This is a genomic window from Pseudomonas sp. F3-2 (assembly GCF_038804275.1).
Lineage (GTDB): Bacteria > Pseudomonadota > Gammaproteobacteria > Pseudomonadales > Pseudomonadaceae > Aquipseudomonas.
Window position 1 is genome coordinate 1,789,057 of record NZ_CP152388.1, and the last position, 12,220, is coordinate 1,801,276.

Genomic DNA, 12,220 nt, shown 5'->3' on the forward strand with positions numbered 1-12,220 from the left:
CGTCTTCACAGTATAACCAGATTGCTTGGGGTTATATGGTCAAGTGAAGAAGCGCATACGGTGGATGCCTTGGCAGTCAGAGGCGATGAAAGACGTGGTAGCCTGCGAAAAGCTTCGGGGAGTCGGCAAACAGACTGTGATCCGGAGATGTCTGAATGGGGGAACCCACCTAGGATAACCTAGGTACCTTGCACTAAATACATAGGTGCATGGAGCGAACCAGGGGAACTGAAACATCTAAGTACCCTGAGGAAAAGAAATCAACCGAGATTCCCTTAGTAGTGGCGAGCGAACGGGGACCAGCCCTTAAGTTGATTTGAGATTAGCGGAACGCTCTGGAAAGTGCGGCCATAGTGGGTGATAGCCCTGTACGCGAAAATCTCTTGTCAATGAAATCGAGTAGGACGGGGCACGAGAAACCTTGTCTGAACATGGGGGGACCATCCTCCAAGGCTAAATACTACTGACTGACCGATAGTGAACCAGTACCGTGAGGGAAAGGCGAAAAGAACCGCGGAGAGCGGAGTGAAATAGATCCTGAAACCGTATGCGTACAAGCAGTGGGAGCCCACTTTGTTGGGTGACTGCGTACCTTTTGTATAATGGGTCAGCGACTTATTTTCAGTGGCGAGCTTAACCGAATAGGGGAGGCGTAGCGAAAGCGAGTCTTAATAGGGCGTCTAGTCGCTGGGAATAGACCCGAAACCGGGCGATCTATCCATGGGCAGGTTGAAGGTTAGGTAACACTGACTGGAGGACCGAACCGACTACCGTTGAAAAGTTAGCGGATGACCTGTGGATCGGAGTGAAAGGCTAATCAAGCTCGGAGATAGCTGGTTCTCCTCGAAAGCTATTTAGGTAGCGCCTCATGTATCACTGTAGGGGGTAGAGCACTGTTTCGGCTAGGGGGTCATCCCGACTTACCAAACCGATGCAAACTCCGAATACCTACAAGTGCCGAGCATGGGAGACACACGGCGGGTGCTAACGTCCGTCGTGAAAAGGGAAACAACCCAGACCGTCAGCTAAGGTCCCAAAGTCATGGTTAAGTGGGAAACGATGTGGGAAGGCTTAGACAGCTAGGAGGTTGGCTTAGAAGCAGCCACCCTTTAAAGAAAGCGTAATAGCTCACTAGTCGAGTCGGCCTGCGCGGAAGATGTAACGGGGCTCAAACCATGCACCGAAGCTACGGGTATCACCTTCGGGTGATGCGGTAGAGGAGCGTTCTGTAAGCCTGTGAAGGTGAGTTGAGAAGCTTGCTGGAGGTATCAGAAGTGCGAATGCTGACATGAGTAACGACAATGGGTGTGAAAAACACCCACGCCGAAAGACCAAGGTTTCCTGCGCAACGTTAATCGACGCAGGGTTAGTCGGTCCCTAAGGCGAGGCTGAAAAGCGTAGTCGATGGAAAACAGGTTAATATTCCTGTACTTCTGGTTATTGCGATGGAGGGACGGAGAAGGCTAGGCCAGCCTGGCGTTGGTTGTCCAGGTTTAAGGTGGTAGGCTGAAATCTTAGGTAAATCCGGGGTTTCAAGGCCGAGAGCTGATGACGAGTGTTCTTTAGAACACGAAGTGGTTGATGCCATGCTTCCAAGAAAAGCTTCTAAGCTTCAGGTAACCAGGAACCGTACCCCAAACCGACACAGGTGGTTGGGTAGAGAATACCAAGGCGCTTGAGAGAACTCGGGTGAAGGAACTAGGCAAAATGGCACCGTAACTTCGGGAGAAGGTGCGCCGGTGAGGGTGAAGGACTTGCTCCGTAAGCTCATGCCGGTCGAAGATACCAGGCCGCTGCGACTGTTTATTAAAAACACAGCACTCTGCAAACACGAAAGTGGACGTATAGGGTGTGACGCCTGCCCGGTGCCGGAAGGTTAATTGATGGGGTTAGCTAACGCGAAGCTCTTGATCGAAGCCCCGGTAAACGGCGGCCGTAACTATAACGGTCCTAAGGTAGCGAAATTCCTTGTCGGGTAAGTTCCGACCTGCACGAATGGCGTAACGATGGCGGCGCTGTCTCCACCCGAGACTCAGTGAAATTGAAATCGCTGTGAAGATGCAGTGTATCCGCGGCTAGACGGAAAGACCCCGTGAACCTTTACTATAGCTTTGCACTGGACTTTGAATTTGCTTGTGTAGGATAGGTGGGAGGCTTTGAAGCGTGAACGCCAGTTTGCGTGGAGCCATCCTTGAAATACCACCCTGGCAACTTTGAGGTTCTAACTCAGGTCCGTCATCCGGATCGAGGACAGTGTATGGTGGGTAGTTTGACTGGGGCGGTCTCCTCCTAAAGAGTAACGGAGGAGTACGAAGGTGCGCTCAGACCGGTCGGAAATCGGTCGTAGAGTATAAAGGCAAAAGCGCGCTTGACTGCGAGACAGACACGTCGAGCAGGTACGAAAGTAGGTCTTAGTGATCCGGTGGTTCTGTATGGAAGGGCCATCGCTCAACGGATAAAAGGTACTCCGGGGATAACAGGCTGATACCGCCCAAGAGTTCATATCGACGGCGGTGTTTGGCACCTCGATGTCGGCTCATCACATCCTGGGGCTGAAGCCGGTCCCAAGGGTATGGCTGTTCGCCATTTAAAGTGGTACGCGAGCTGGGTTTAGAACGTCGTGAGACAGTTCGGTCCCTATCTGCCGTGGACGTTTGAGATTTGAGAGGGGCTGCTCCTAGTACGAGAGGACCGGAGTGGACGAACCTCTGGTGTTCCGGTTGTCACGCCAGTGGCATTGCCGGGTAGCTATGTTCGGAAAAGATAACCGCTGAAAGCATCTAAGCGGGAAACTTGCCTCAAGATGAGATCTCACTGGAACCTTGAGTTCCCTGAAGGGCCGTCGAAGACTACGACGTTGATAGGTTGGGTGTGTAAGCGCTGTGAGGCGTTGAGCTAACCAATACTAATTGCCCGTGAGGCTTGACCATATAACACCCAAGCAATCTGCGACTCGGACGAGCACAGATTGCGGTGACTGTGAAGACGACACGCACCGAAAGTTTGCAGCACACAAGCACGAAACACCTGATCACATACCTGATTAGCTGAAGCGCGGCCCCTGGCCACGGTTCGGTACCCGAATTTCTTGACGACCATAGAGCGTTGGAACCACCTGATCCCATCCCGAACTCAGAAGTGAAACGATGCATCGCCGATGGTAGTGTGGGGTTTCCCCATGTGAGAGTAGGTCATCGTCAAGATTAAATTCCAGAACCCCATTTGCGAAAGCAGATGGGGTTTTGTTTTTGCGTGTGAAAAATCTGCGGCCCCGTTAAAAATCCCACCTACAAAAAAACCACCCGAAGGTGGTTCTTTTACTTCATCGCCGATCAGTCTCCGCGATACACGCAACCGCTTGTACATGTCTCGTGGATACGGATGGCCGACAGTTCGGGTAACAGCGGCTTCAATTCATTCCAGATCCATTTCACCAGCACTTCACTGGTTGGGTTCTCCAGACCGGGAATGTCATTCAGATAGTTATGGTCCAGGCGCTCGTACAGAGGCTTGAAGATGGTTTTGATTTCTGAAAAATCACGAATCCATCCGGTATGAGGGTCGGGTTCGCCTTGAAGGTAAATGGCAATGCGGAACGAGTGACCGTGCAAACGCCCACACTTGTGGCCTTCCGGTACGTGGGGGAGGCGATGGGCGGATTCGAACGTAAATTCTTTAAAAATTTCCACGATGTGAACCTTAAAAAGTGGCGATCGCCAGAGCGATAAATGCAGAACGCGAGTTTACCAGCAATGGTTTCCCAAGGGACAGGCGGAACCTGACCGCTTGGTTAAACCAATGGCTGAAGCCGTTCTGCCAATCGGCCGGTATCCACCAGCTCCACAAACTCATCCCCCAGTCGCTGGCTGTTTTCCATTGCGGTGCACCAATAACGCTGGCGTTCTGCGTCTTTACCCATGAACCGCTTGAAGTCGCTTCGATCAGGCAGCTTTCCAAACGGCAAGGTCGACAGATATTCACGAGAAGGCGCTAGCAGCAATACATCCTGCAGGCGGTTCAAGTCGCCTCGACGCCAAGGCAGGGCTTTGTCGAACCAGCCCGGTATGATTTTGTCGGTGAAGTGCGGATACAGCACGATGTCGCTGCCGCTGTACGGCAGATCGAGGTGGTAATCCAGAAGTCCCCCGTCCCGGAAGGTGCCGGGTCCGACGCCCGGGATGTCCATCACGCCCTGCATGACCATGGGAATGGAGCCCGACGCCAACAGCGCCTGACGCAAGTTTGACGTTTCCAGATGCAGACACCGTGAAGGGAAGTCGGTCAATGCCAGCAGGGGAGGGGCACGACGCGCATCGTGGAGGATCAGGCGCTCAAAATGCCTCGAAAGCCGGTCGCGGCCCAAAAGGTTGCTGGCGATGACCGAAGACAATCCCAACCCCAGTCCACGTCGATCATCCTGCGCAAGCAGCCCGTAACTTTTAACGATCATGATATTCAGGCGATAGTCAGGGTTGCTGAGCACGTTCGCATCGCGCCCTTGCAACAAATCATCGAGCATTTTGACGCAGCTCTGGCTCACCTGTGCCATCGTCACGCCTTTGGCGAAACTCTGCTCGTTATACAGCTGGCCGAGCCGCTTGAGGCCTTCGACAGGATCAGGCAGACAGGCGCTTGCGAAACGCCACGAGCCGATCGACGCGCCGATCAGCGAGCGTTCGCGTTTGGCGCGGGGAAGCCATTCGCCAAACAGCGCCAGGTCAAGTCCTTGAATACCTAGTGCCTTGGGGCCGCCCGCGGCGCCGGGAATGATGCCGACGTCTTGCGGAGCAAGGCCCTGATCGCGGATGCGGGCGATGGCTCTCTTGCCGGCCTTTATCGTGAGCGCCGGCGTTTTGATGTGAATGGCGCTCATGGATGCTCCTTGGAGGACGGCGCAAAGTGAATGATCTGAGGAGCCGGGGCAGCGGCAAGCGGTGATGGCACGTAGCCAGATAAATTCAGTTTTAATTAAGTTCGTGCGTTTATCGTAAAGGTCGTAAACATTACTACGAGAACGGAGAACCACGATGAAAACGTTAACTGCTATTTTCGCTGCATCTGCCCTTACTGTCGCGGCCGGTTACGCTCAGGCGCGGGATCTTGGTCCCGATGAGGCGCTGCGTCTACGCGATGCAGGTACTATTCAGTCTTTCGAAAAACTCAACGCCGCGGCGCTGGCCAAGCACCCCAAAGCGAACATCACCGAGACCGAGCTGGAAGAGGAATATGGCAAATACGTTTACCAGGTTGAGCTGCGCGACCCGCAAGGCGTCGAGTGGGATGTCGAGATCGACGCGGTCAGCAGCCAGATCCTCAAAGATCATCAGGACACCTGATGATCGCCAGTAAGCGCCCCGGCACATGTGTCGTTCACTGTTTGCTGGCAACCTGCGCCGTCATGTTCTCCATGATGTGCGCGGCGCGGGACCTGGATCAGGATGAGGCGCTGCAATTGCGCAGGCAAGGCGTCATCCTGCCCCTGGAGCAATTCATCGAACAGGCACTGGGGCGCTATCCCGGTTCAAAGCTCCTGGAAGCGGAGCTCGAAGAAAAGCATGACGTGCTGGTGTACGAAATCGAGTTGTTGACCTCGGATCACGTGGTCCGCGAGCTCAAATTCGATGCCAGCGACTGTCGTCTGCTGGAAGACAAGGAAGATGATTGATGCGTTTGTTACTGGTTGAGGATCATGTTCCGCTGGCCGACGAGCTGATGAGCACATTGAACCGCCAAGGCTATGCGGTGGACTGGCTTGCCGACGGCCGAGACGCGATTTATCAGGGGGCCAGCGAGCCTTACGACCTGATCGTGCTTGATCTGGGGCTGCCGGGCATACCGGGCCTGGACGTGTTGCAGAAGTGGCGTGCGGACGGGTTGGCGACTCCGGTTCTGATTCTGACGGCTCGTGGGTCATGGGCTGAGCGTATCGAAGGCCTGAAAGCCGGTGCCGATGATTACCTGACCAAACCCTTTCATCCCGAAGAACTGCAATTGCGCATTCAGGCCCTGTTACGCCGCGTCAGGGGGCTGGCCAATCAACCGACATTGCAAGCCGCCGGCCTGCATCTGGATGAAGGACGGCAGTGCGTCAGCAGGGAGGGCGAGGAGATTCAGTTGACGTCCGCGGAGTTTCGCCTGCTGCGGTACTTCATGCTGCACCCTGAGCAGATTCTTTCCAAAACTCATCTGGCCGAGCATCTCTATGACGGCGAGAGTGAGCGTAATTCCAACGTGATTGAGGTGCACGTCAACCACCTGCGGCGCAAGCTGGGTCGAGCCGTCGTGGAGACGCGGCGAGGTCAGGGTTATCGGTTTGGCGGGGCAGGCGGGTGAGGTCGATCCAGCGCCGCCTGAGTCTTGGCTTGATCAGTGTTCTGCTGATCGTCGGGCTGGTTCTGGCGCAGATCAGCCTTTGGCTGTTCGAGATCGGTCTGCAGCGCTACCTTGAATCCGGCCTGCGCAACGACAGTGAGTCTTTGCTGGTCGCCGTCGTTCGAGGTCCGGATGGCCTGCAACTTGATGAACACCGCCTTTCGCCGGGGTATCAACGTCCGTATTCCGGTCATTATTTCCGCATTGATTTTGACGGCGGGCACTGGCGTTCAAGGTCGTTATGGGATCTGGAACTGCCACAGCCTGAACATCCCGGGCTGCATGCCAACCTTGAATTGCAGAAGAGTCATCAGTCGCTGTTGCTGCTGCATACCGAATACCGCAAATTCGGCCAGAAGATCGCCATCACGGTGGCTCAGGACTACACGCCAGTCCAGGCCAGCTTCGCTCTCGTCAAACAGATCGGTTTAGGCCTTGGCCTCGCTGCACTGGTGCTGATTCTCATCCTTCAGCGAGTGACGGTGAGGCGTGCCCTGAAGCCTCTGGAAACCGCTCGCGAGCAGCTATTTCAGCTCCAGCAAGGGCAGCGTTCGCAGCTTGACGAAACCGTGCCACTCGAACTTGCCCCCCTCGTCGCGCAGATCAACCATCTGCTGGCTCACACTGAGGACAGCCTCAAGCGCTCGCGCAACGCGCTGGGTAACCTGGGGCATGCGCTGAAAACCCCGCTGGCTGTTTTGATGAGTCTCGCCGAGGGCCAGGCGCTGGAGCAGCAACCGCACGTGCGCGCTACTTTGCGTGATCAGTTGCAGCAGATTCAGCAGCGTCTGGAGCGCGAACTCAATCGCGCGAGATTGTCAGGCGATGCGTTGCCCGGGGCGCGTTTCGATTGTGGCGCCGAGTTACCGGGGTTGTTCTCCACGCTGCGCATGATTCATGGCGAACACCTTGATCTCAGCGCCCAGGTCGCGCAAGAGCTGATCCTGCCCTGGGACCGTGAAGACATCCTCGAGCTGCTGGGCAATCTGATGGACAACGCCTGCAAATGGGCCGACAGCCAGGTCCGGCTGACGATCATCCGGGACGCTCAGGGCTACAGCCTGATGATCGATGATGACGGCCCCGGCATTCCCGAATCCCGTCGCGACGAAGTGCTAGAACGTGGCAATCGTCTGGACGAACAGGTGAACGGCCATGGGCTGGGCCTTGGGATCGTCAAAGACATCGTCGAAGCCTGGGACGGGGTGATTCAGTTGTCGGGCAGCTCCCTGGGCGGCCTTCTGGTTCGAATCGATCTGCCTGAGCGCCATGCGCCGCAATCCTTGCGCTCTGAACCGTCTGAATCGCTCTGATTGAGCGACCCTGTTGTGTGACCTCAACTTTCGTGGCGCCGGGCCGTTAACCGAAGAGGAGCCCCACGGCGTAATGCACACAACAATAAAGGGTCACGACTTCTATGCGGCTAAATCTAAAAGCCAGGTTACTTTCGCTCGCGGTATTGCCCGTGTTGCTGTTCGCGCTGATCGTCAGTGCCAGTACGGTATTCATGTTGCGCGAGCAGGCGCGGCGCGACGTTGAAGAAACGCGACAGCACTTGCTCGCCGAAGCCAAGACGACATTGCAGAGTTACGTGGCGGTCGCGATGGGCACCATCAAGCCGCTGTATGACGCGTCGGCTCCGGGCGACATGGAGGCCCGCGCGCAGGTCATTAAAATGCTCTCTCAGGTCAATTACGCCAAAGACGGCTACTTCTTCGGCTACGACTCGCAAGCCGTTCGCCTGTTCAAGGGCAGCAGCCCCGATGGCATCGGCAAGAGCTTCAAGGATGCCCGCGATCCTAACGGCGTTTACGTCAACGCAGGTCTGGTCGAGGTCGCGAAAGCAGGCACTCATTATCTGGAATATTCGTCTCCGTTGCCCGGCTCAAGCGATCTGGTGCCCAAGCTGGGCTATTCCGAGTACCTGCCCAAATGGGACATGGCGGTCGGTTCCTCGGTCAACCTGGACAACATCGACGCCAAGGTCGCCGAGGTTCGCAAGAACGTTGCCGAGCGCATGCAGAGCATGTTGGTCAGCATCATCGGTATCACGCTGCTGGTCCTGGCCGTCATCGCGGTAGTCGGCGTCTGGATGGCGGGGAGTATCTTGCGCCCGTTGCGACTGATGAAGGCCAATCTGGACGATATTGCTGCCGGGGAGGGCGACCTGACGCGACGTCTGGCGGTGTCGTCGCAGGATGAACTGGGCGAGCTGGCGAGCTCGTTCAACCGTTTTGTCGACAAGATTCACGGGCTGGTGAAGCAGATCGCCGAGATGACCGGGCAACTGACCGGGCTCGTCAGCGATGTCACTCACCAGGCGCAGCGCTCGGAACAGGCGATGGAGCGTCAGCGGCACGAGACAGATCAGGTCGCGACCGCGATCAACCAGATGTCGGCCGCCGCGCAGGAAGTCGCGAAAAGCGCGCAGGGTGCCTCGGTGGCGGCACAGCAGACGGATGCGCAAGGGCAGGCCGCCAAGCGGGTGGTCGATGGCAGCATTCAGCAGATTCACGCGCTGGTGAATGACATCCGCCACAGCGGCACCTCGCTGGACAGCCTGCAAAACGATGTGTCATCGATTGTCGGCGTGCTGGGTGTCATCCGTTCCATTGCCGAGCAGACCAATCTGCTGGCCCTCAACGCCGCCATTGAAGCCGCTCGAGCGGGTGAAGCGGGGCGCGGGTTCGCGGTGGTCGCCGACGAGGTTCGTGCACTGGCCAGTCGCACTCAGCAAAGCACCCAGGAAATCCAGGGCATGATCGACCGGCTGCAGCAAGGCACGCAAGGCGCGGTGGCCGCGATGCGACGCTCAAGCGATGCCGGAGACGGCACGTCGGCACAGGCCAATGAGGCCGGAGCGTCCCTGGACACGATCGGTCAGTTGATCGGCACGATCAATGCGATGAACGCACAGATCGCCAGCGCGGCGGAAGAGCAGACGGCGGTGGCCGAGGAGATCAATCGCAGCGTGCATCAGATCGCGGTGGCGGTTGAAAGCGTCGCGGAAGAAACCCGCCATGGCGCCACGACGTCGCGCAACCTGACCGCGCTGAATCAACGGCTCGGCCAGTTGGTAGGACAGTTCCGAATCTGAGGTTCAAAAAGCGGATGGAGACGGTGGGCTTATCGGGTCCGCCGCCCTCATCGCGCGGCTTTCATGTCTGTTAGCGCAGCGTTACAGGTGGCACTCCTGTGGCGATTGGCGGACTAATAATCAGGCCGTGCGCTCAGCGCGGCTCGATGACATGGAAGAGACATGAACGAGACTTCGCTACAAAACAAAACCCTGATGCTGCTGTTGGTGCTGGTGACCATCGCCTTCATCTGGATACTGCTGCCGTTCTACGGCGCCGTGTTCTGGGCCGTCGTGCTGGGCATCATCTTTGCGCCGCTGCAGCGACGACTATTGGCGCGTTTCGGCTGGCAACGCAACCTCACCTCATTGTGCACGTTGATGGTGTGTCTGGTGATTGCGATCCTGCCGGTGATCATCATCGGCATGTTGATGGTTCAGGAAGGCGCGGCGCTCTACAAAAGTGTGGAAAACGGTCAGCTGGACGTTGCCAAGTACCTGGCGGAATTCAAGGCTCTGCTGCCGCCATCGCTGCAGCACTGGCTCGATCGTCTGGGCATGGGCGATTTCAAAGGGCTGCAGGACAAGATCTCGAAGACGGCCATGCAAGGCAGTCAGTACCTCGCCACCCAGGCCTTCAGCTTCGGTCAGGGCACCTTCGACTTCGTGGTGAGCTTCTTCGTGATGCTCTACCTGTTGTTCTTTTTCCTGCGCGATGGGCAGGACCTGACGCGCAGGATCCGCATCGCCATTCCGCTCGCTGAGCCGCAGAAGCGTCGTCTGCAGCTCAAATTCACCCGTGTGGTGCGTGCGACGGTCAAAGGCAATGTCGTGGTGGCCATCACTCAGGGAGCATTGGGCGGGCTGATTTTCTGGATTCTGGACATCCCGAGTGCACTGCTCTGGGCTGTGCTGATGGCATTTTTGTCGCTGCTGCCGGCAGTAGGCGCCGGCATCGTGTGGGCCCCGGTCGCGGCGTATTTTCTATTGAGCGGCATGGTCTGGCAGGGCGTGGTGCTGGGTCTGTTCGGTGTTTTCGTGATCGGGCTGGTGGACAACGTCCTGCGCCCGATTCTGGTGGGCAAGGACACGCGGATGCCGGATTACCTGATTCTCATCTCGACGCTGGGCGGCATGGCCGTGTTCGGCCTGAACGGGTTCGTGATCGGTCCGATGGTCGCGGCGTTGTTCATGTCGACGTGGGGTTTGTTCGTGGGGGCCAAGAAAACGGTGCGGCTGCCGGGGTAACCACTTATTCCTGACCATAAAAAAACCCTGCTCCAGCGCAGGGTTTTTTTATACCTCAGCCGACCATCAGAGTCCGGCGTGTTGCACCAGGCTCAACAGCGGCTGTGGGTAGACGCCGAGGAAGAACGCCAGCAGCGTAATGCCCAACAGCATCACACCACCGGCACGCTGCGCCCAGTTGAACGGAGCATCGTGGCGCTGGATCTTCGAGTCCTGCAAATACAACGTGACCATCACCCGCAGGTAGTAGAACACGCCGATCGCACTGCCGATGACCAGCGAGGCCGTCAGCCACCACAGGTGCGCTTCGACACCCGTCGCGATGATGTAGAACTTGCCGATGAAACCTGTGGTCAGCGGGATACCGGCCAGCGACAGCATCATCACGGTCAGTACAGCGGTCAGGTACGGACGACGCCAGAACAGGCCGCGGTACTCAAACATCGCATCCGCGTCGCGGCCGCTGTAAGGCGAGGACATCAGCGTGACCACGCCGAACGCGCCCAGGCTGGTCAGCACGTACGTCACCAGATAGACACTGATCGCCTCGACCGCCAGGCCCTTGCTGGCAACCATTGCGATCATCAGGTAACCGAAGTGAGCGATGGACGAGTAACCGAGCAGTCGCTTGAGGTTGCTCTGGGTCAGCGCCAGCAGGTTGCCGATGATGATCGACGCCACGGCGATGACCGCCATCACGTCGGAGAGCACGCCACTGGTGGCTGCGGGCGAAATCTGGAACAGGCGGACCAGCACGCCGAACACGGCGACTTTGCTCGCGGTGGCCAGGAATGCGGCGACTGGCGCAGGGGCACCTTCGTACACGTCCGGCGTCCACAAGTGGAACGGCACCAGCGACAGCTTGAAGCCCAGGCCGATCAGCATCATGCCCAGACCCAGGCTGGCGATCGGGCTCGGCAGGCCGGTGGCCGCGATGGCCTTACCGATTTCGCTGAAGCCCAGGCTGCCGGCTTCGGCGTACAACAGCGCCATGCCGAACAACAGAAACGCCGATCCCGCCGCCGACAGCACCATGTACTTGATACCGGCTTCCAGCGAGCGCTTGTTGAAGAACGCGTAAGCCACCAGGCCGTAGACCGGCACCGACAGCAGCTCAAGGCCGATGAACAGGCTCGCCAGGTGTTGCGCGGCGACCAGCACCATGCCGCCAGCGGCTGCCATCAGGATCAGCAGATAGAGCTCTTCGCGGTTGCCCGGATAGCCGGCCTTGCCTTCACCCAGGTAGGCGTGCGCCAGGGTGACACACGCCAGCGTCGAGACAAGGATGATGCCGATGTACAGAAGGGCAAAGCTGTCGATCTGCAGCAGGGGAGTGACCACTAGCGGCGCGACTTTGAGAGCCGGGTAGATCGACAGTAAGGCCAGGTTGAGTCCTGCCACGGTCAGCAGGAACGATTGTGAGTGGTTGCGACGCCATGCGATACCGAGCATCACCACGACAACGGTGAGGCTGGTGATCAGCAGCGGCGCCAGCGCAATAAAGTGTTGAATCGTCAGGTCCAT

9 protein-coding genes and 2 rRNA genes are annotated in these 12,220 nt (G+C 57.5%); 8 read left to right on the forward strand and 3 right to left on the reverse strand.

Annotated elements, in window-relative coordinates; translation table 11 throughout:
• The first annotated feature begins 37 nt into the window (after positions 1–37).
• Together AAGQ88_RS08170 and rrf are read left to right on the forward strand one after the other, a co-directional pair.
• Positions 38–2,930: ribosomal RNA gene (locus AAGQ88_RS08170) — 23S ribosomal RNA — on the forward strand.
• Between the two features lie 157 nt (positions 2,931–3,087).
• Positions 3,088–3,203, forward strand: a 5S ribosomal RNA gene (gene rrf, locus AAGQ88_RS08175).
• A gap of 129 nt (positions 3,204–3,332) precedes the next feature.
• Here the strand turns inward: rrf and queD are convergent.
• Both queD and AAGQ88_RS08185 read right to left on the reverse strand, forming a co-directional pair.
• Entirely contained in the window at positions 3,333–3,689 is a 357-nt protein-coding gene (gene queD / locus AAGQ88_RS08180) for a 6-carboxytetrahydropterin synthase QueD (protein ID WP_285426063.1), read from the reverse strand.
• Positions 3,690–3,790: 101 nt separating this feature from the next.
• Entirely contained in the window at positions 3,791–4,873 is a 1,083-nt protein-coding gene (locus tag AAGQ88_RS08185; RefSeq protein WP_342654945.1) for a patatin-like phospholipase family protein, read from the reverse strand.
• A 154-nt stretch (positions 4,874–5,027) separates the two neighbouring features.
• Between AAGQ88_RS08185 and AAGQ88_RS08190 the strand changes: the two genes are divergently transcribed.
• From AAGQ88_RS08190 to AAGQ88_RS08215, 6 genes are all read left to right on the forward strand, one after another.
• A complete protein-coding gene (locus AAGQ88_RS08190; RefSeq protein WP_342654946.1) occupies positions 5,028–5,336 on the forward strand; it encodes a PepSY domain-containing protein in 309 nt (102 codons plus the stop codon).
• Complete coding sequence (locus AAGQ88_RS08195; protein ID WP_342654947.1) at positions 5,336–5,665, forward strand: PepSY domain-containing protein; 330 nt, start codon at positions 5,336–5,338, stop codon at positions 5,663–5,665. The genes AAGQ88_RS08190 and AAGQ88_RS08195 overlap by 1 nt, the downstream gene beginning before the upstream one ends.
• Positions 5,665–6,333, forward strand: a complete 669-nt coding sequence (locus tag AAGQ88_RS08200) for a response regulator transcription factor (protein ID WP_342654948.1) — start codon at positions 5,665–5,667, stop codon at positions 6,331–6,333. The genes AAGQ88_RS08195 and AAGQ88_RS08200 overlap by 1 nt, the downstream gene beginning before the upstream one ends.
• Positions 6,330–7,685: an ATP-binding protein gene (locus AAGQ88_RS08205; protein ID WP_342654949.1), complete on the forward strand. Its 1,356-nt coding sequence runs from the start codon at positions 6,330–6,332 to the stop codon at positions 7,683–7,685. Before AAGQ88_RS08200 ends, AAGQ88_RS08205 begins: the two co-directional genes overlap by 4 nt.
• A 104-nt stretch (positions 7,686–7,789) precedes the next feature.
• A complete protein-coding gene (locus AAGQ88_RS08210; RefSeq protein WP_342654950.1) occupies positions 7,790–9,469 on the forward strand; it encodes a methyl-accepting chemotaxis protein in 1,680 nt (559 codons plus the stop codon).
• A 162-nt stretch (positions 9,470–9,631) separates the two neighbouring features.
• Positions 9,632–10,696, forward strand: a complete 1,065-nt coding sequence (locus AAGQ88_RS08215) for an AI-2E family transporter (protein ID WP_285426057.1) — start codon at positions 9,632–9,634, stop codon at positions 10,694–10,696.
• Between the two features lie 66 nt (positions 10,697–10,762).
• Here AAGQ88_RS08215 and nuoN read toward each other — a convergent pair whose 3' ends face one another.
• Positions 10,763–12,220, reverse strand: coding sequence for an NADH-quinone oxidoreductase subunit NuoN (nuoN, locus tag AAGQ88_RS08220; RefSeq protein ID WP_285426056.1), 1,458 nt, complete (start codon positions 12,218–12,220; stop codon positions 10,763–10,765).